This window comes from Sphingomonas sp. GW821-FHT10F11, assembly GCF_058809095.1.
In genome coordinates this window covers 200,397-218,781 of the sequence record NZ_JBXASH010000004.1, presented here as the reverse complement: position 1 = coordinate 218,781, position 18,385 = coordinate 200,397, and the positions used below count along the sequence as shown (strand labels likewise).

Annotated in this window: 17 protein-coding genes and 1 tRNA gene; 5 read left to right on the top strand and 13 right to left on the bottom strand. The window is 67.3% G+C overall.

Features of this window, described 5'->3' with window-relative positions:
* Positions 1-13: 13 nt before the first annotated feature.
* The 4 genes from AC1RT8_RS14280 to AC1RT8_RS14265 all read right to left on the bottom strand — a co-directional run bounded on the left by AC1RT8_RS14280 (position 14) and on the right by AC1RT8_RS14265 (position 3,845).
* The gene (locus tag AC1RT8_RS14280) at positions 14-403 is read right to left on the bottom strand and encodes an acyl-CoA thioesterase (RefSeq protein WP_493076322.1); all 390 of its coding nucleotides are present in this window, start codon (positions 401-403) and stop codon (positions 14-16) included.
* Positions 404-520: 117 nt separating this feature from the next.
* Entirely contained in the window at positions 521-2,581 is a 2,061-nt protein-coding gene (locus AC1RT8_RS14275; protein ID WP_493076321.1) for a S9 family peptidase, read from the bottom strand.
* 48 nt (positions 2,582-2,629) lie between these two features.
* Entirely contained in the window at positions 2,630-3,190 is a 561-nt protein-coding gene (locus AC1RT8_RS14270) for a hypothetical protein (protein ID WP_493076320.1), read from the bottom strand.
* Between the two features lie 10 nt (positions 3,191-3,200).
* Positions 3,201-3,845, bottom strand: coding sequence for a hypothetical protein (locus AC1RT8_RS14265; protein WP_493076319.1), 645 nt, complete (start codon positions 3,843-3,845; stop codon positions 3,201-3,203).
* Between the two features lie 106 nt (positions 3,846-3,951).
* Here AC1RT8_RS14265 and AC1RT8_RS14260 point away from each other — a divergent pair, with 106 nt between their 5' ends.
* Entirely contained in the window at positions 3,952-5,745 is a 1,794-nt protein-coding gene (locus AC1RT8_RS14260; RefSeq protein WP_493076318.1) for an aminopeptidase P family protein, read from the top strand.
* Here AC1RT8_RS14260 and AC1RT8_RS14255 read toward each other — a convergent pair.
* Entirely contained in the window at positions 5,735-5,875 is a 141-nt protein-coding gene (locus AC1RT8_RS14255) for a hypothetical protein (RefSeq protein WP_493076317.1), read from the bottom strand. The two genes, AC1RT8_RS14260 and AC1RT8_RS14255, sit on opposite strands and share 11 nt — an antisense overlap.
* 98 nt (positions 5,876-5,973) lie before the next feature.
* Here AC1RT8_RS14255 and AC1RT8_RS14250 point away from each other — a divergent pair.
* The 3 genes from AC1RT8_RS14250 (at position 5,974) to AC1RT8_RS14240 (ending at position 7,073) form a co-directional block, all read left to right on the top strand.
* Positions 5,974-6,048: transfer RNA gene (locus AC1RT8_RS14250), tRNA-Thr, on the top strand.
* A gap of 111 nt (positions 6,049-6,159) precedes the next feature.
* A complete protein-coding gene (locus tag AC1RT8_RS14245; RefSeq protein ID WP_493076316.1) occupies positions 6,160-6,570 on the top strand; it encodes a YbaN family protein in 411 nt (136 codons plus the stop codon).
* A 29-nt stretch (positions 6,571-6,599) separates the two neighbouring features.
* Positions 6,600-7,073, top strand: coding sequence for a nuclear transport factor 2 family protein (locus tag AC1RT8_RS14240; RefSeq protein ID WP_493076315.1), 474 nt, complete (start codon positions 6,600-6,602; stop codon positions 7,071-7,073).
* Between the two features lie 3 nt (positions 7,074-7,076).
* Here the strand turns inward: AC1RT8_RS14240 and AC1RT8_RS14235 are convergent, their stop codons facing one another.
* The 3 genes from AC1RT8_RS14235 to AC1RT8_RS14225 are packed head-to-tail and all read right to left on the bottom strand — an operon-like array spanning position 7,077 to position 9,660.
* Positions 7,077-7,631 carry a hypothetical protein gene (locus AC1RT8_RS14235; RefSeq protein ID WP_493076314.1) on the bottom strand — a complete coding sequence of 185 codons (555 nt, stop codon included), beginning with the start codon at positions 7,629-7,631 and terminating at the stop codon, positions 7,077-7,079.
* The gene (locus tag AC1RT8_RS14230) at positions 7,628-8,980 is read right to left on the bottom strand and encodes a sensor histidine kinase (RefSeq protein WP_493076313.1); all 1,353 of its coding nucleotides are present in this window, start codon (positions 8,978-8,980) and stop codon (positions 7,628-7,630) included. Before AC1RT8_RS14230 ends, AC1RT8_RS14235 begins: the two co-directional genes overlap by 4 nt.
* On the bottom strand, positions 8,977-9,660 hold the full coding sequence (locus AC1RT8_RS14225) for a response regulator transcription factor (protein ID WP_493076312.1): 684 nt from the start codon (positions 9,658-9,660) through the stop codon (positions 8,977-8,979). The genes AC1RT8_RS14230 and AC1RT8_RS14225 overlap by 4 nt, the downstream gene beginning before the upstream one ends.
* A gap of 199 nt (positions 9,661-9,859) precedes the next feature.
* Here AC1RT8_RS14225 and AC1RT8_RS14220 point away from each other — a divergent pair, with 199 nt between their 5' ends.
* Entirely contained in the window at positions 9,860-12,733 is a 2,874-nt protein-coding gene (locus AC1RT8_RS14220) for a CHAT domain-containing protein (RefSeq protein WP_493076311.1), read from the top strand.
* 212 nt (positions 12,734-12,945) lie between these two features.
* Here the strand turns inward: AC1RT8_RS14220 and AC1RT8_RS14215 are convergent, their stop codons facing one another.
* The 5 genes from AC1RT8_RS14215 to AC1RT8_RS14195 all read right to left on the bottom strand — a co-directional run bounded on the left by AC1RT8_RS14215 (position 12,946) and on the right by AC1RT8_RS14195 (position 18,376).
* Complete coding sequence (locus AC1RT8_RS14215) at positions 12,946-14,547, bottom strand: glycoside hydrolase family 43 protein (RefSeq protein WP_493076310.1); 1,602 nt, start codon at positions 14,545-14,547, stop codon at positions 12,946-12,948.
* Entirely contained in the window at positions 14,544-15,602 is a 1,059-nt protein-coding gene (gene rhaT / locus AC1RT8_RS14210; protein ID WP_493076309.1) for an L-rhamnose/proton symporter RhaT, read from the bottom strand. Before rhaT ends, AC1RT8_RS14215 begins: the two co-directional genes overlap by 4 nt.
* Positions 15,603-15,812: 210 nt before the next feature.
* Positions 15,813-16,703, bottom strand: coding sequence for an amidohydrolase family protein (locus AC1RT8_RS14205; protein WP_493076308.1), 891 nt, complete (start codon positions 16,701-16,703; stop codon positions 15,813-15,815).
* A gap of 60 nt (positions 16,704-16,763) precedes the next feature.
* Positions 16,764-17,513 (bottom strand): SDR family NAD(P)-dependent oxidoreductase, encoded by a 750-nt coding sequence (locus AC1RT8_RS14200; RefSeq protein WP_493076307.1) that lies wholly within the window; start codon positions 17,511-17,513, stop codon positions 16,764-16,766.
* A complete protein-coding gene (locus AC1RT8_RS14195) occupies positions 17,510-18,376 on the bottom strand; it encodes a fumarylacetoacetate hydrolase family protein (protein WP_493076306.1) in 867 nt (288 codons plus the stop codon). The genes AC1RT8_RS14200 and AC1RT8_RS14195 overlap by 4 nt, the downstream gene beginning before the upstream one ends.
* Between the last annotated feature and the right edge of the window lie 9 nt (positions 18,377-18,385).

Here is an 18,385-nt window from a genome sequence, read left to right as displayed (position 1 = left end):
TTCCGGGGAGGAATTAAGAAAGGAACGGTGCTGCCAGCTCCGGTCTTACCCTGAGCAACCGGCCCGTCGCCCGGTCGAGCAGCGCCCAGGTCGACACGGCTTCCACCCTCACCTTGCCGTCGGCGCCGGTGAACCGCACATGGCGATCGAAGCGGGCGCCCCTGGGCGGTTCTGGCACCCAGGTTTCGCCCGTCACCGTCTCGCCCGGACCGACATTGCCGCGATAATCGATCTCGTGACGGGTCACGACCCAGATATAGGCGTGCTGCTGTTCGGCCGTCGCGATCGCCGCCCAATGCGCGACCGCGATGTCCTGGATCCACTTCACCCACACCGCATTGTTGACATGGCCGAGCTCGTCGATGTCGGCGTCGGTCGCGGTTTTGGCGAGGACAAAGGTCATAAATCTATCCGTCACTCCGGACTTGTTCCGGAGTCCACCGTGCCGCATTCCAACCGTCCGAGGATCCTGCGGAACAGTGGATGCCGGAACAAGTCCGGCATGACGGCTGGGGCAAAATCACCCCTCGACCCCCATCTGCCACAGCACGAAGGCATGTTCCTCGGCCGCCTCGCGCAGGCTTTCGAACCGGCCCGACTTGCCGCCATGGCCGGCGCCCATATTGGTCTTGAGCAGCAGCACATTGTCGTCGGTCCTGGTCGCGCGGAGCTTGGCCGCCCATTTCGCCGGCTCCCAATAGGTCACGCGCGGATCGTTGAGGCCGCCCGAGATGAACATCGGCGGATAGGCCTGGGGCTTGACCTGGTCGTAGGGCGAATAGGATCGGATCAGCTCGAACGCCGCCTTGTCCTCGATCGGGTTGCCCCATTCGGGCCATTCGCCCGGCGTGAGCGGCAACTCCGCGTCGAGCATGGTGTTGAGCACATCGACAAACGGTACGTCGGCGATCACTGCGCCCCACAGCTCGGGGTCGGAATTGACCACTGCGCCCATCAGCTCGCCGCCCGCCGAGCGGCCCGCGATCGCGATCCTGCCCGCGCCGGTCCAGCCCTGCGCGATCAGGCCCTTCGCCACATCGACGAAGTCGTTGAACGTGTTTCCCCGCTTCTCCAGCTTGCCGTCGAGATACCATTGCTGGCCAAGATCGTCCCCGCCGCGGATATGCGCGATGGCATAGGCAAAGCCGCGATCGAGCAGCGATAGCCGCCCGGTCGAGAAGCCCGGCGGGATGGCATAGCCATAGGCGCCATAGGCGTAGAGGAAGAGCGGGGCCGAGCCGTCCTTCGGGAAGTCCTTCGGATAGACGATCGACACCGGCACCTCGGTGCCGTCACGTGCCACGATCTTGAGGCGTTCGGTGCGGTATTTGTCGGCATCGTAACCCGAGGGAATTTCCTGCACCTTGAGCGTGGTCAAGGTGCCGGTGGCGACGTCGTAATCATATTCGGTGCCGGGCGTGACCATGGATTCATAACCGACCCGCAGCACATCCATCGCATATTCGGGGTTGTTGCCCAGGCCGGCGTCGTAACTTGCCTCGGGGAAGACGATGCGCTGCGGGGCGATCGACGAATCGTAGCGGTGGATCTCGATCTGATCGAGCCCGTCCTCGCGTCCGTCGACGATGAAGAAGTCGCGGAAACAGTCGACGCCGGTCATGTAGAAATGTGTCGACGGCCCGATCAGCTCGCTCCATTCGCCGGGATTGTCGATCGGCGCGGTGCAGAGCCGGAAGTTCGGATCGGTATCGTTGGTGTGGATGAACAGCGTGCCGTCATGCTCGTCGACATCATATTCGCGGCCGACTTTCCGCGGTGAGACGCAGATCGGCGTGGCGAGGACGTTGTCGGCGGGAAGCAGCCAGACTTCGCTCGTCACGTGATCGCCGCTGGCGATGACGATCCACTTGCGCGAGCTGGTCTCGCTGACGCCGACGCGGAAACCCTCGTCCGCTTCCTTGAACAGCTCGATATCGTCCGAGATCGGCGTGCCGAGCTTGTGCAGCCGGGCATTGTCGGTGCGCCATTGCTCGTTGGCGAGACCGTAGAGGAAGCCGCTGTCGTCAGCGGTCCACACGATCTCGGAGAGCATGCCGGGGATGACGTCGGGCAGATGCTCGCCGGTTTCGAGACTCTTCACCCGGACCTCGAACCGCTCGGATCCATTGTCGTCGATCGCATAGGCGAGAAGTTTCGCATCGTTGCTGACGGAGAAAGCGCCGAGGCGGAAATATTCCTTGCCCTCGGCCAGTGCCGGTTCGTCGAGGATCAGCTGGTCGGAGCCGCCGGCGACGGGCTTGCGCCACCATTTGCGATATTGCCCGCCGGTTTCGAACGCGGTCCAGTAGAGCCACTCGCCATCCTTCTGCGGTACCGACGCATCGTCTTCCTTGATGCGGCCCTTCATCTCTTCATAGAGGCGATCGGTCAGCGGTTTGTGCGGCGCCATCACTGCTTCGAACCAGGCATTCTCCGCCTCGAGATAGGCGAGCACCTGCTTGTCGGTGACCTCGGGATAACCCGGGTCCTTCAGCCAGGCATAGGGGTCTTCGATGGTGATGCCGTGCGTGGTGAAGCTGTGCGGGCGGGTCTCGGCGACGGGAGGCTTGGGATCGGTCATGCGTCGCCTATGCCCTGACGGCGCGCGCGGCGAAAGCCGGGGCGCCGTCTATTTGCGCGCGGCGGCGGCGCGGAAGGCGGGGTCGGCGAAAAGATTGGCGACCAGGGTGTTGGACAGCGACGCGTGAGTCCGGAACGCGGCGGGGATCGCGACGGCGCCGATGAAGGACGATGACCATTGGACCTCTGCACGGATCGGCTGCTCGAACAAGGTCATGCCGTTGCGGGTGAGACGGAACGTCGCCACTTCGACCCCGCCGCCGCGCTTGAAATCTTCCGTGGCGCGGTTCTCGGTCAGCACCGCGCTGACCTGAAGCGGTGAGGCTGGATCATAGCGCCCGGCGGTCCGCAGCTCGGCGATCAGCACGTCGCGCAGATAGGTGGAGAATCGCCCGGTCGGCGGCGTCATGGTCGACCCGCGGATGGCGATGCTGCGGTCGAATGCGGCATCCGCCGGTGCGGCGCTGACCGGGCCGACCGAGAGCGGCATCATGTCGAAGGCCGAGGCTGCACGCGCCGCCGCGATGCTGGGCTGCGCGTCCTCCATCTTTTCGTGAACGCAGGCGCCGAGCACCAGCAGCGATGCGATCAGCAGCGGAACCCTCGCCACCGCGCGGGTCCTATTGCGCGGCCGGCGCCGGCGCGGCCATCTTGCCGGCCAGGCAATTGATGCCGTGCGCCATGGTCTGGTCGATGATCATGGTGATGCCGAGATCGGCCTTCTTCACCAGGATGCCGATCGCCGGATCCTCCTTCTTGCCCATGGTCAGGTGAAGGGCATGCTCGACATCGCACGAGATCGGCGTCGTGCCCGGCCCGCGCAACAGCTCGAAATGCACCGCATAGCGATCGGTGACGGCAAGCGCCGCGAGACCGAAGGTCAGGCCGGTCTTGAAGCCTTTGCCCGCCGCGCCTTTTTCCGTGATATTGTTCATCGCGATGGTCAGCACGGTCTGGCCGGGGACCGGCGCGTCCTTAAGCTCGGTGAAGGCGTGGCGCTTGTCGATCGCTGTGATCGCGAGCGGCTTCACATATTTGGTCGCCTTGGCGTTGGGCACGCCGTCGGTCTGGAACTCGAACAGCAGCTGCGCCGGCTGCGGATTGGCGACCGTGACGATCTCTTCCGGCTTCAGGTCGCCCAATTTGGCGTCGACATACCATTTGGCGGCGATCGCGGGGCTGGCGCCCATCGCGAAAAGCATGGTGAAAACGCCAAGGGCGCGAAGGCGCGAACGCCCCGCCCAGCCGGATGCTGCTGCGATCATGTGACAATACCCCCTGTTGGGTCAAACGGTAGATCAAACGGCCGGGGTGCGCCAAATGGAAAATGGATGCTAAGCCTTCCGAAAATACGTCTGACGGGATGAATCGATGTCTACCTACCAGGATCGCCTCGCCGCCCTTCGCGACCAGCTGAAGCGCGACCGGCTCGACGGGTTCGTCGTGCCGCTCACCGACGAGCATATGAGCGAATATGTCGGCGCCTATGCGCAGCGTCTCGCCTGGCTGACCGGTTTCCAGGGGTCGGCCGGGAGCGCGGTGGTGCTGCCCGAGGAAGCGGCGATCTTCACCGACGGGCGCTATACCTTGCAGGTGCGCGAGCAGGTCGACGGCAGGAATTGGGACTATGTCTCGGTGCCCGCGACCAGCATCTCGATGTGGCTCGGTGCGCATGCCGCGGCCGGTGCGCGCGTGGGCTATGACCCGTGGCTGCACACGCGCGGCTGGGTCGAGGAAGCGCGCAAGGCGCTGGCCGAGCGCGGGGCGGAGCTGGTCGCGGTCGACACCAATCCGGTCGATGCGGTGTGGCCCGACCGGCCGCAGCCATCCGACGCCAGGCTGGCGGTGCAGGACGACGACCGCGCCGGCAAATCCTCGGCCGCGAAGCGCGCGGCGATCGCCGACTGGCTGGCCGAGCGCAAGGCGGACGCGGTGGTACTCTCGGCGCTCGATTCGATCGCCTGGACCCTGAACGTGCGCGGGCAGGACGTAGCGCATACGCCGGTCGCGCTCGCCTATGCGATCGTCAATGCCGACGGCACCGCCGATTTGTTCGTCGCGCCCGAGAAAGTGGGCGACGAGGTGCTGCAGCATCTCGGCAATGCGGTGCGCGTGCGGGATCGTGCCGAGTTCGCCCCGGCGCTCGGGGCCTATGCCGGCAAGCGTGTCGCCGCCGATCCGGAGCGCGCGGTGTCGGCGATCTTCTCGCGGCTGGAAGCCGGCGGGGCGACGGTACTGAGCTTCCGCGATCCGGTGGTGCTGGCCAAGGCGATGAAGAACCCGGTCGAGATCGCCGGCCACCGCGCCGCGTCGGTGCGCGACGGCGCGGCGCTGGCGCGGTTCCTGAAATGGGTCGAGGAGGAAGCGCCCAAGGGCGGGCAGACCGAACTCTCCTGCGTGGCGAAGCTTCAGGCCTTTCGCGAGGCGACGGGCGTGCTGCGCGATACATCGTTCGACACGATTTCGGCGACGGGCGCACACGGGGCGAGCCCGCATTATCACTCGACCGCCGAATCGAACGCGGTGCTCGAGCCAGGGCAGCTCTATCTGGTCGATTCGGGCGGCCAATATGCCGACGGCACGACCGATGTGACGCGCGTGCTCCCGATCGGCACGCCGAGCGAGGAGATGCGCGACCGCTTCACGCGCGTGCTCAAGGGGCATATCGGCCTTGCCACCGCGATCTTCCCGCCGGGCACCAATGGCGGGCAGCTCGATTCGTTCGCGCGCCGCCCGCTCTGGGAGGCGGGCCTCGATTTCGCGCATGGCACCGGCCACGGCGTCGGCGCCTATCTGGCGGTGCATGAAGGGCCGCAGCGTATCGCCAAGCCCAATTATCCGGGCGGCGGTCCGTCCGAGCCGCTTCGCGCAGGCATGATCATCTCGAACGAGCCGGGCTATTACAAGGCGGGCGAATACGGCATCCGCATCGAGAACCTCATCCTGGTCGAGGAGCGACTCGTGCCGGGCGGCGACGAGCCGATGCTGGGATTCGAGACTCTGACCTTCTGTCCGATCGAGCGATCGCTGATCGTGGCGGATCTGCTGACAAAGGCCGAGCGCGACTGGCTGGACGCCTATCACGCGAAGGTGCTGGAGATACTGGGACCGGAGATGAAGGATGAACTGGCCTGGCTCCAGGCCAAGTGTGCGCCTATCGGCTAGGATCGCCCTCGGTCGACGCGGGACCGGGCGCGAGCGGCGAATCGCTTGCGCGGGCCTGGGCCTTTCGTTTCCGCAGATTCTCGCGCAGGGCGGCGGCGAGGCGCGCCGCTTTCTCGTCCTTGTCGGCCATGCCGCCTTATCCCGCGCCTGCTTCGCCTTGACAATCCCGCCGCCCTCGTCTCTTAGGCGCGCTCCGCCGATGGCCGTAAGGGCTCCCGGACCGGTAATGCTGCCGTAGCTCAGTGGTAGAGCGCATCCTTGGTAAGGCTGAGGTCGTGAGTTCAATCCTCACCGGCAGCACCATTTTTCCCGTCGATCCGTCGAACGCCCCTCAAGGGCCCCCGCCTCCCGCTCTTGTTGCGAATGAATCGCAGACCGCATAGCGTGGCGGCCGGCACCGGACGGCGGACAGGCATGTTGAACGAACAGAAACCATCACGGCAGAGTTTCGGCGCCTTGCGCGTCGGATGGCTGCTGCTCGGATTCCTGTTCGTCGCGTTGGGCATCATCGGCGCGCTGCTGCCGCTGATGCCGACCACCATCTTCCTGATCCTGGCCGCGGGCTGTTTTGCGCACTCGTCGCCGCGGCTCGAGGCGAAGCTGCTCGACCATCCCCGCTTCGGCCCGGGCCTGCGCGCATGGCGCGCCGAGCGGGCGATACCATGGCGGGGCAAGATCGCGGCATGCATCGGCATGGCGGTGGGGCTCGCGCTGTTCGTGGTCGGCGTGCATCCCGGGCTGGTCGCGCTGAGCCTGGTCTCGGTCGCGCTGTTGCTCTGCGCTGCCTGGATCCTGTCCCGCCCGACGCCGCGACGTTCTTCGTGAAACGGCGATCACACAATGGAGGACCTGTGATGACCCTTCGTTTCCTCTTCGCTTTGCTCGCCGGCGGACTGATCGCCTTGCCTGGCCTGCCGGCGGAGGCCGCGGCGCCCGTTCAGGCCGTGCGGCAGGCCGACGCCGCACGGGCCGAGATCGGCAAGACGATCGGTTCCTATTTCCAGGGGCATGCGACCGGAGACCCCGCGCATTTCCGCAAGGCCTTCCTGCCGACCGCGCATATCGAGGGGATCCGGAACGGCGTCTTCACCTCCTGGACGCTCGACGCCTATTGCGCCCTGTTCAAGGGAAGTCCGGCGAACGACGAAGCGACGCGGAAACGCACCATCGACGTCATCGATGTGTCGGGGAATTCGGCCATGGCCAGGGCCACGCTCGATCACGGCGCGACGATCTTCACCGACTATTTCGTGCTGCTGAAGGTCGATGGCGAGTGGCGGATCGCGAACAAGGTCTATTACGGCCAGCCGAGCGGCACCAAAGGCTGAGGGTCAGTTGCTGACCAGATAATAATGCGATGGCCGGTCGCCCTGATTGACCAGCCTGATCTCGACCCGGCGGGTGAAGACAGGGAGCCAGCTGCACACCCCGCGGGGTGCCGCCACCTCCTGGATGCAGATCGCCTGGCCGGGCGCGGTGACGCGCATCGCGAGGGTGCGGCCTGCCTGGGGCACGACCGACACCATCGCCTTCCTGCCCGCGAGGAAGATCTGCTCGGTCGCGATGGCCCCGCGCGGGGCGAGCACGCCCTGACGATAGGCCGGGCCGAGCGCGCGGCCGCGATAGGTTTCGGGCGCGCCCGGCACGCCGCCCGCCCTGGCCAGGGCGCGCCAGCGGATCGCGGCATCCTCCTCACCCTCCACGGGTTTGGCACCGAGCAGCTCGAGCGAGCGCGCCGCCTCGGCCATGGCTTTCGGGTCGCCCGACTGCTCGGCCAGCGCGCCCTGATGGAGCGCGTCCGCCACGCGCTGGACCGGATCGGCCGGTTCCTGCGCCGAGGCGGCGGCGGATAGCAGCAGGGCCAGAGCGAGCCAGCGGACGATCATTGGCCTCGCCCCTGTGGTGCGAGCACGAATTCGGCACCTGGCTCCGCGTCCTCGCAACGGATCGACAGGCCATGCCGCCCGGCGATGGCGCGGACCAGCGACAGGCCGAGGCCATGTCCATTGCCATGGCCGCCGCCGCGCTGGAATCGTTCGAAAATCCTTTCGCGCATCCCCTCCGGCACCCCCGGGCCATTGTCGCGGACCACGATATAGGGGCCCTGTTCGACGATCATGTCGATCCTGCCACCGCTGCCCACATATTTGAAAGCATTGTCGAGCAGGTTGGAGAGCAGCCGGGTAAGCTGCATCGCATCGCCCATGATCGTCACGCCGGGCGCGATCGCGGTGCGCAGGTCGAGGCCGAATTCCTGCGCGCTGTCGGCGTAGAGATCGGCGACATCCTCGGCGAGCGCCGACAGGTCGATCCGCTCGAAACCGGTACGGTCGCCGATGCGCGCCTCGCTCGCGGCGATGTCGAGCAGCGAATCGAGCAGTTCGGCGATGCCGCGCGTCTCGCGCCGCGCACCGCCCAATGCCTCGACCAGCACCGGATCGACGCTATGGTCGATCAGGCGCAGTAGCCGGCCGTCGAGATGCGCGAGCGGGGTGCGGATCTCGTGCGCGACCTGATCGGTCACCTCGCGCTGCGCCTCGATCAGCGCGGCGAGCCGCGCGACGAGGTGATTGGCATGGTCGGCCAGCTCGCCCAGTTCGTCCGGCCGCTCCGCATCGGGGATGCTCCGGTGCAGTTCGCCCTGCTCGATCGCGCGGAACGCATGGTTCACCGCATCGACCCGGCGGCGAAGGCGGGTGGCGGCGATCCAGGCCAGGCCGATCGCGGCGAGCAGGATCAGGGCGCCCGTTGCGGCAAAGGCGAGCCGGATGCTGGCGATCAGCGCGGTGCGGCTGCCATATTCGCGCGCAGCGACCACGCGCAGACCGGGCGCGAGCTGGGTCGCGCGGGCGAAGACGGGGGTGCCGTCGTCAAGCTCGATGAAGCGCGCCTCGCTATTCTCGGCGGAGAGAGTCGGCCAATGTGCGATGTCGCCGGCGATGCGGTTGCCGCTCGCATCGGCGACGAGATAGCGGGCGCGATCGCCCTCGGTCCGCAGGGCGAGGCGGTCGCCGATCCGAGCGACCAGCTCGCGCCGGCCGCCCGTCGCATGCACATCGGCAAGGGCTGCGATCTCGACATCGACGCTGCGGCGGAGTGCTGCGTCGCTCTCGCTCTCCACCACCCGGATCGTCGCGAGATAGAGCAGCAGGATCGCCGCCAGCGCGAGCGCCGCGACGGCAAGCGCCCAGCGGGTGACGAGCGAGGTGCGGGCGCGCTGGACCGTGCCGATCAAGCCGCCACCAGCCGGTATCCGGTGCCCCAGATCGTCTCCAGCGCGGGCGCGTCGAACCCCTCCTCCAGCTTGCGGCGCAGCCGGCCGACGCTGACGTCGATCACGTTGGTCTGCGGGTCGAAGGACAGGTTCCAGACATGGCGCAGCAGCATCTCGCGCGTCACCACCTCGCCGGCATTTTCCATGAAATAGCGGAAAAGCTTGAATTCCTTGGGGCTGAGCGGAATGTGCCGGCCCTGGCGGTGCGCGGTGCGCGCCTTCACATGGCACTCGAAATCGCCGAACAGGATCACCGCGCTATGCGCCATGCCGGCGGCGCGGCGATGCAGCGCGCGCACGCGGGCGATCAGCTCGGGCGGATCGAACGGCTTGGCCATATAATCGTCGACCCCGGCATCGAGCCCCTCGATCCGGTTCTCGGCGCGGCCGAGCGCGGAGAGCATCAGCACCGGCGCTGCGACCCCGCTGTCACGGAGCCGTGCGACGATCTCGATTCCGCTCAGATCGGGCAGCATGCGATCGAGGATGACCACGTCGAACGGTTCGGCGGCAGCGCGCTTCAGCCCCTCCTCGCCGCTGGCGGTCCAGGACAGGCGATTGCCTTCGGCCGCCATCATCCGGCTCACCTCCTCGGCAAGACGCACATCGTCTTCGACATACAGGATATTGAGACCTGTCATCACACTCGTTCCGCGCAACCCATCCCCCCTTCTAGCCCGGCGTGCCTTTCCTGCGCAGTGACAATGGCTGTTAGGAGTCGTTGTGCGCCGGCCGGCCGGGGAATTGCAATCGCCCGCTCCGGACCTAAACTCGCGGTGGCGGAGGCGGCGGCCTTCCCGGGGGTCGCATCCTGTCAGCCGCCGACGACGGAGGGGGATGATGATTCGTTTCGGATCGGCGCGCGGGGCCGCGCTCGCTCTCGCCATGCTCGCCGCGCCGCTCGCAGCGCAGACCGTGGCGCCCGACAGGATCGCCAGGCTGGAGACGATGAAGAAGGCGGCCGACGCGCTCGACGAGGGCGCCGATCCGGCGGCCTACCGCAAGGCATGGGATGCGGTGGTCGCCTATGCCGCCTCGATCTATCCCGCCGGCCATCCCGAAATCGCGGCGGCCGAGGGCGAGCTCGTCACCGCCGACTATCTCCAGGGCGATATCAAGGGCGCGCTCACCCGCTCGCGGGACCTGATCGTGCGGCTGAAGCTGGGCGGCCCAGCCTATGCGACGCGCGTGACCGATCTCATGAACGGCGAGTTCGTCATCCTGATGACGCTCGGCCGGCATGACGAGGCGCGAATCGCCGGCGCCGAGGTGCTGGAACGGCGCACCGCCCAATATGCGGGCAGGGCGCATGTCGAAGTGGGCGCCGCTTATTCGAACTATGCCAATGCCGAGTTCGAGTTCGGCAATTACGACCGCGCGATCGACCTGTCGCGCCGCGCCGTCGCGGAGGCGAAAAGGCTTCAGCCGATCCCGCCCAACGCCGCCTTGTGGATGTCGAATCTGCCGATCTATCTCGGCGCGGCCGGGCGCATCGAGGAAGCGATCGAGGCGGCGCGGATCACCGCGACCGATATGGAGGCGATCCTGCCGCCGGGCCACCCGTTCCTGTCGGCCGATCTCAACACCCTGGCGCGGCTCCAGCTCCAGCTCGGTCGGGCATCGGAGGCCGAGACGACGGCGCGCCGTGCGGTCGACATGGCGGTCGCCCGTTTCGGCGAGAAGCAGCAGACCGCCAATTACATGAGCACGCTCGCCACGGCCCTGCTCAACCAGGGCAAGGTCGAGGAGGGGCGCACCGTCGCGGAAGCAGCGGTGCGGATCCTGGCAAAGGACCTGGGTGCCGAGGCGGACCGGACCTTGATCGCGCGCGAGACGGTCGCCGCAGCGCAGGCCGCATCGGGCGACCGGGCCGGCGCGCTCGCGATCCAGCGCGAGGTCGCCGAGATCCGCGCGCGGAAATTCCCGCCGCACCACCGCGACCGGATCGGCGGCGGGGACCGGATGGCGGTGCAGGCGCTGAAGCTGGGTTCGATCGCGGATGCGCGCACGGCCCAGGCCGAGGCGCAACGGCTGCGCCATCTGATCCTGCCGCCCGAGGATATCTCAACCCTGGTCGGAGAGGCGCGGCTGGGCGCGATCGAGGTGCGCGGCGGCGACGCGGCGGGCGGCCTGGCCCGGACGCGGGCGGCGGCGCTTGCGGTGGACGGGCGCCTGCGCCAGCTGCTCGCCACCGGCAGCTATCGCACCGGGCAGGACCTTGACGCGCGGTCGGCCTATGGCTGGGCGCTCGATGCGGCGCTTGGCGCGAACGATCCGGACCTCGCCTTTCGCCTTGCCCAGCGCGTCACGATGAACTCGGCCGGGCGCGCGGCGAGCGAGGCGGCAGCGCGGTCCGGCGCGACTGATCCCGCATTCGCCACGCTGTTGCGCGACCGCCAGGACAGCGCGATCGAGCTGGAACGGCTGCTCGACCGGCAGGTCCGCCTCGCCGGACGCGGTACCGACGCGGCAGCGGTCGAGCAGATGGCGGTGGAGCGGCGCACGCTGGCGGCGCGGCTTGAGCAGCGCACCGCTGCGCTCCGGGCGCGGGCGCCCGATTTCGTCGCGAGCGAACTGGCCGATCCCTTGTCGCTTGCGGCGGTGCAGGCCGGGCTCGGCAAGGACGAGGCGCTGTTCGTCGCCGCAGTGGGCGAGCTTCGTACCGGCCTGTTCCTGATAACGCGCGACCGGGTGACCATGGCCTTGGCCGAACAGGGCGGGGAGGCGATCAACCGCGAGGTCGCCAGGCTGCGCGCCAGCCTTGCCCCCGATGCGACCGCGCCGTTCGATTTCGCCTCGTCGGGCAAATTGCACGCGATCCTGTTCCCCAGGGCGATCGGGGCGGCGATGGCCGGCAAGCACCGCGTGCTGATCGCGGCCAATGCCGGGCTCGGGGCGCTGCCTTTCGCGGCGCTCGCCCCGACGCGGCCCGGTCAATCGTCGCGCACCGCGCGCTGGTTGGTCCGCGACCATGCGCTGGTCACGCTGCCCGCGATCGCTTCGGTGACGGCGAAGCGCGAGACGGCACCGCAGGGTCGGCCGGCGCAGTTCGTCGCGATCGGTGCGCCGTTGCTCGCCGCCGCGGCGACGGGCAATATACCGGCCTTCCGGTCGGCCGGCATGGCCCGGGAGGTGCGGGAACTGCCTGCCCTGCCGGCGACCGAGCCGGAGTTGCGCGCGCTCGGTATCGCGCTCGATGCGCGGGAGCAACGCGTCCTGACCGGCGCCGGCGCGACCGAGGCGGCGATCCGTGCGCTTGATTTCGGCCATGCCGGCGTGGTCGCCTTCGCGACTCACGGGCTGGTCGCGGGCGAGCTGGACGGGCTGGAGGAACCGGCTCTGGTGGTCACGCCGGGCGGTGACGATGACGGGCTGCTGACCGCCAGCGAGATCATGAAGCTGCGTATCGACGCTGCCTGGGTGGTGCTCTCCGCCTGCAACACCGCGGCCGGGGGTAGCGCGGACGATGGCGGGCTGACCGGCCTGGCCCGTGCCTTCCTGCATGCCGGCGGGCGAAACTTGCTGGTGTCGCACTGGGCGGTGCGCGACGACGCGGCGGCCTATCTCTCGGTCGAGACGGTCAAGCGTTACGGCGGCGGAACTGACCCGGCCGAGGCGCTGCGCCGGGCAATGCTCGGCATGATCGACGAGAGGCCGGTCGCCGGATCGGACCAACCGGTCAACTGGGCGCCGTTCGTCTTTGTCGGGCGCTGACCCAAAAAGTGGAGCGCCGCCCGATGTTCCGGGCGGCGCTCCCGAACGGGGTCTGCATGGGGTCGCGTCACGCAGATCCCGGCCGAACCGGTGGCGCGACCGGGTTTCCCCTTGCGCCGTTGCAGGGGGAGTATGCCGGGAAGGGGCGGTTCAGCCCAATGACATGACCTGTCGGATGCGTGACAAAGCACGACAGGAATGATGGAAATTTCCTATTCGGCCTTTGCGGGCAATCGCTCGACCCGGAACCAGTCGGCATCGATCCAGCCGCGCGGCGTTCCCGGAACGGCGTGGCTGAAGCTGAACAGCGCCGGGCGCGATCCTTTCCACCAGGAGAAACGCGCAAGCGGGATGGCGTCGCCCATCGAGGTGAACGCCTTGCCGTCGAGGCTGTAGCTGTAGCGGACCGTCTGCTCGATCCCGATCTCGGCGCGCAGCTCGATCATCTTTGCGGTGACGGCCGGACCCGGCGTCTCGTCGCCTTCGGTAGCGAGCGTCACGTGCGCCGCACCTTTGTCGCGCACCACGCCGATCCAGCTCGGCCGGACGCCGAACAGGGCGAGGCCGGCGCGCTGCCCGTCTTTCATGCCGGTTATGTCGAACCGTGTGGTGATACGGCTGGGACCCTGCAGGATCTGGGTCAGCGTGTTGCGCGCGGTGACGAGATGCTCGGCGGGGCCGGCGGTCAGGCGGAGATAGCCGGGGCGTTTCGTGAGGCTCCAGGCGCTGTTGTCGGGATTGTGGTTCCACTCCCATTGCAGGCCGAGCTTCGCGCGCGCGAAGTCGTCCGAATCCTGCAGCCGGTCGTTGGTCGGCGGGCTGCCGGTGTCGGGCATGGTGTGAGAGGCGACCGGCTGGCCGCTGGTCTTGCCGGGGATCGGATCGCCCATCACCGGCCAGTCATCGACCCATTTGACCGGTTCCAAATGCACGATGCGCCCGAACGCGCCGGTCGAGTTGAAATGCGCGAACCAGCCCTGGCCCGACGGGGTCTCGACCCAGCCGCCCTGATGCGGGCCTTCGAGGTTGGTCGATCCCTGTTCGAGCACGACGCGCTGTTCATAGGGCCCGCGAATGGTGCGCGACCGCAAGGCAATCTGAGCGCCTTTCTCGACGCCACCGAACGGCGCGAAGATATAATAATAGCCGTTGCGCTTGTAGAATTTGGGGCCTTCGAGGATCGGCAGGTTGACCTTGTCCTCGACGATCACATGTCCCGCATCGAGCACGCGCGTCCCGTCGGCGCTCATCCGGTGAAGGATCAGCGGCCCGGCGCCATGGCGCGAATGGACCAGCCAGGCCTGACCGTCATCGTCCCAGAAGGGGCAGGGATCCTCGAGCATCTTCTGGTCGATCACCTTGACCGGCGCGCTCCACGGGCCTTCCGCGCGCGTGGCGGTGGCCATGAACACGCCTTCGTCGATCGTCGCCCAATAGACGTAGAATTTGCCGGCATGATGCCGGATCGAGGGCGCCCAGACGCCACCGGCGTAACGCGTGCCGCCGACCGGCTTGGAGATCTTGTCGGTCAGCGTGTGCGGGCCGGGCATGTCGTATTCGGGCGCGAAGGGCAGTTTCGGCAGGACATGGCCGATGATCGTCCAGTGGACGAGATCGCGCGACTTCAGGATCGGGATGCCCGGCGAGAAGTGGAAGCTCGAGGCAATCAGATAATAATCGCGGCCGACCCGGATCATGTCCGGGTCCGAATAGTCGGCGAACAGGATCGGGTTGGTATAGGTAGCCTGGGGTGTCGCCGCGCCAGCCAGCGACGCGAGCAGCCCGGCCGCCGCGAGGGAAAGAACAAGCCTCATAGCGCGAGGCTGTTGCCGTACCCGATGACGACCGTCGCCAGCACCAGCAGCCCGACGCCGCCCCATACCGTCGCCCGGACGCGCGGTGCGGCATCCTTCCACTCGCGAAAGGCAAAGCCCCAGAGCGTGCCGAAGATGATGATCGACGCCATGTGCAAGGTCCAGGACGAGAAGCCGAAGCGGCCCATCTGGCTCTCGCCCATGGTGTAGAAGAAGAACTGGAAATACCACGCCGTGCCCGCGACCGCGCAGAGCAGGAAATTGACCAGCAACGGTGCGCCGACTGCTTCACCAGCCCCGACCCATTGGCCGGCGCTGCGGTTCTTCACGATCAGCCAGGCGCACCAGATGGCGTTGGTGATGAGGCCACCGAACATGACGAGGCAGAGGATCGGCAGGCCGGTCCAGAGCGGGCCGGTGCCGGCTGCCGCCGACAGTGCCTTGATCGGCTCGCCCGCGGCGAGGCCGAAGGCGAAGCAGGAAGACATGATGCCGGAGAAGACCGCGACGGCGATGCCCTTGCGGAAATCGAACTCGGCGACCGCGGCCGCCTTCTGCTCGGGGGAGAGCGCGGCATCCTTGCGCGCGCCTGCCATGGCGACGACGATGATGCCGGCCATGGTGATGATGAGGCCGAGCAGGATGATGTTGCCGCTCGGCGTGTCGAGCAGCTTGGCGGCGAAATCGCCCTGGAACAAAGGCGGGATCAGCGTGCCGAACACGGTGCACAGCCCCAGCACCACCGCCATGCCGAGCGACAGGCCGAGATAGCGCATGGTCAGGCCATAGGTGAGGCCGCCGAATCCCCAGAGCATGCCGAAGATGATCGGCCAGACGATCACAGGAGTCGGCGCGGCGCCGAGCACGCCGATCAGGTCGTTGGTCTGGATCGACGCGAAGAACCACGGCGCGAGCAGCCAGGAGAAGATGCCGCCGGTCAGCCAGTAGATCTCCCACGACCAGCGCTTCACCGCGCGATAGGGGACGTAGAAGCTGGCCGAGGACAGCCCGCCCAGCCAGTGGAAGAAGACGCCGAGCAGCGGATTCGCGTTCATGTGGTTCTCCCGGTGGCCGGCGCGGCCAAGTCTGACATAAGCCCCTCCCCTTCAGGGGAGGGGAAGGGGGTGGGGGCGTGCGTCTGCACGCTCAAAAGGACTCGTTGCATCAAGGCTCGAAGCGTCGATCGGGGCATCGAGCCCCGCTCGGCGCTGCCCCACCCCCAACCCCTCCCCTGAAGGGGAGGGGCTTGAACTTGGCTCACCACCCTAAACATCCAGCCCAAGCCGATAAATCCGGTTGGCATTGCGCGCGAACAGCGCCCGCTGCTCGTCCTCGCTGAAATCCGCGACCGCATCCGCCAGCGCCCCGAGGGTCGTGTCGAAATCGGCAAACAGCCGGTCGGTCGGAAAATTGCTCGCGATCATCGCGCGGTCGGTGCCGAAAATGTCGATCGTCTCGCGCACCCGGTCGCGCACCGCGCCTGCGGTGAAGGGCCGATAGACGAAGCCAAGGCCGGAAATCTTGATCGACACATGCGGCAGCGCCGCGACCGTCTTCATCGCCGCGCGCCAGCTCTTATCGCCATCGACACCCATGCCGGTGTGGTTGACGATCACTGGCGTTTCGGGATGCCGCTCGATCAGTCGGGCAAGGCCGGGAAACTGGTCGGGATAGGCCTGGAGATCGAACGACAGGCCGTATTTCGCCAGCAACGCGAACCCCCGCGCCCAGGCCTCATCGCCGGTCACGTCCCGCGCCGTGTAGGTCCGGTTCGGGTTGCTATGCCAGTTCACGATATGCCTTATGCCGCGCACGTTGTGACGGCGGGCATGGTCCGCCAGCAGTGCCTCGACGCTCGGATCGTCCAGTACGGCGGTGGCGACGATGCCGTTCGGCATGCCGCGCGCATCGGCCATGTCCTGAAGCCAGTCGGTCTCGGCGAGCGGATCGGCCGCGCCGGCATCGAGATGGACCATCCCGACGACGTTCCAGTGCGCCGCCTCCACCAGATAGTCGTCGAGCAACTGGTTGCGCGCGATGCCCTGCGTATTGCCATTGGGCCCGCTGTCGCCAAACGGCGGCGACAGCCAGGCATAGCGATCCCGGGACAGGTCCCAGAGATGCACATGCGGGTCGATGAACGGCAGGTCGCGCACTGTATTCCTCTCCCTTGGCCGCGCCGGCTCTTGCCGGTCGCTGGGCTGGCCGAAAAACGATCAGAAAGTGGTCCGGCCCCCCGAGGTGTCGAAGGTCGACGCCGTGGTGAAGCTGCATTCCTCGGATGCCATGAAGCAGACCATCGCTGCGGTTTCCTGCACTTCGCCGAGCCGGCCCATCGGGATCTTCGACAGCATATACTCGACCTGGCTCTTCGGCAGCTGTTCGAGGATCGGGCTCTCGAAGGTCGCCGGCGTCACCGCATTGGCGATCACGCCGCGCGTTGCCAGCTCCTTGCCGAGCGACTTGGTCAGGCCGATCACCGCGGCCTTGGACGCCGAATAGGCCGAGGCATTGGGATTGCCTTCCTTGCCCGCGACCGAGGAGACGTTGACGATCCGGCCATAGCCGTTGGCCACCATGTGCGGCACGACGGCGCGGCAACAATAGAACAGGCCGTTGAGATTGACGTCGATCACGCTCAGCCAGCTGTCGATCGGATAGGCATCGACCGGCGCGGTCGCGCCGGTAATGCCGGCCGAGTTCACCAGGATGTCGATATGGCCGAGCAGGCTCATGCTCTCTTCGGTCGCGCGCTCCACCGCTGCGTTGTCGGCGACGCTGAAGGCGATGGCGGCGATCGCGCCGACATCCTCCTTCGCTTCGGCCGCCCAGTCGGCATGGAGATCCCACAATATCACGCGACCGCCCTCGGCGACGATGCGGCGCGCGACCTCGCGGCCGAGCCCCGATGCGCCGCCGGTGACGACCGCGGTCCTTCCTTCGAAACGGCTCTGGTACAGCGTCACGCAGCGGCTCCGTTCGGGTTCCACGCCACCACGTCCTGGCGCTGCCGGCCGAGCTTCTCGATGCCGAGCTCGATCACGTCGCCGGCCTTGAGGTACCAGGGGGTCGGCTTCTGGCCCATGCCGACGCCCTTGGGCGTGCCGGTGGTGATGATGTCGCCCGGCTCCAGCGTCAGGAACTCGCTGACATAGGAAACCAGCTTCGCCACGCCGAAGATCATCGTGCTGCTGCTGCCGTCCTGGACTCGCTTGCCGTTGACCTCGAGCCACATGCCGAGCGACTGCACGTCGCCGACTTCGTCCTTGGTCACCAGCCAGGGGCCGACCGGACCGAAGGTGTCGCAGCCCTTGCCCTTGTCCCAGGTGCCGCCGCGTTCGAGCTGGAAGGCGCGCTCCGACACGTCGTTGATCGTGCAATAGCCGGCGACATGGTCGAGCGCCTTGTCTTCGGTGACGTATGATGCGCGGGTGCCGATCACAACGCCCAGCTCGACTTCCCAGTCGGTCTTTTCGGAGCCGCGCGGGATCATCACCGGGTCGTTCGGGCCCTGCAGGCAGGAGATCGCCTTGGTGAAGAAGATCGGCTCGGCCGGCTCGGGCAGGTTGGATTCGGCGGCGTGCTCGGCGAAGTTCAGCCCGATCGCGATGAATTTCCGCGTGCCGGCAATGGGAACGCCGTAGCGGGGTGTTCCGTCGACCAGCGGCAGCGAGGTCGGGTCGATCGCGGCGAGCTTGGCGAGGCCGGCGGGCGACAGCTCGGCGGCGCCGATGTCGGTTACATGGGTGGACAGATCACGGATATGCCCGTCGCTATCGATCAGACCGGGCTTTTCCTGGCCGACGGGGCCGTAACGCAGCAATTTCATGGGGAGGAT

Bases quoted from the DNA above. Each gene is read 5' to 3' on its own strand.
- AC1RT8_RS14280 (WP_493076322.1), bottom strand. From the start codon at position 403: ATGACCTTTGTCCTCGCCAAAACCGCGACCGACGCCGACATCGACGAG.
- AC1RT8_RS14275 (WP_493076321.1), bottom strand. From the start codon at position 2,581: ATGACCGATCCCAAGCCTCCCGTCGCCGAGACCCGCCCGCACAGCTTC.
- AC1RT8_RS14265 (WP_493076319.1), bottom strand. From the start codon at position 3,845: ATGATCGCAGCAGCATCCGGCTGGGCGGGGCGTTCGCGCCTTCGCGCC.
- AC1RT8_RS14260 (WP_493076318.1), top strand. From the start codon at position 3,952: ATGTCTACCTACCAGGATCGCCTCGCCGCCCTTCGCGACCAGCTGAAG.
- AC1RT8_RS14255 (WP_493076317.1), bottom strand. From the start codon at position 5,875: ATGGCCGACAAGGACGAGAAAGCGGCGCGCCTCGCCGCCGCCCTGCGC.
- AC1RT8_RS14245 (WP_493076316.1), top strand. From the start codon at position 6,160: ATGTTGAACGAACAGAAACCATCACGGCAGAGTTTCGGCGCCTTGCGC.
- AC1RT8_RS14240 (WP_493076315.1), top strand. From the start codon at position 6,600: ATGACCCTTCGTTTCCTCTTCGCTTTGCTCGCCGGCGGACTGATCGCC.
- AC1RT8_RS14235 (WP_493076314.1), bottom strand. From the start codon at position 7,631: ATGATCGTCCGCTGGCTCGCTCTGGCCCTGCTGCTATCCGCCGCCGCC.
- AC1RT8_RS14225 (WP_493076312.1), bottom strand. From the start codon at position 9,660: ATGACAGGTCTCAATATCCTGTATGTCGAAGACGATGTGCGTCTTGCC.
- AC1RT8_RS14220 (WP_493076311.1), top strand. From the start codon at position 9,860: ATGATTCGTTTCGGATCGGCGCGCGGGGCCGCGCTCGCTCTCGCCATG.
- AC1RT8_RS14215 (WP_493076310.1), bottom strand. From the start codon at position 14,547: ATGAGGCTTGTTCTTTCCCTCGCGGCGGCCGGGCTGCTCGCGTCGCTG.
- rhaT (WP_493076309.1), bottom strand. From the start codon at position 15,602: ATGAACGCGAATCCGCTGCTCGGCGTCTTCTTCCACTGGCTGGGCGGG.
- AC1RT8_RS14195 (WP_493076306.1), bottom strand. From the start codon at position 18,376: ATGAAATTGCTGCGTTACGGCCCCGTCGGCCAGGAAAAGCCCGGTCTG.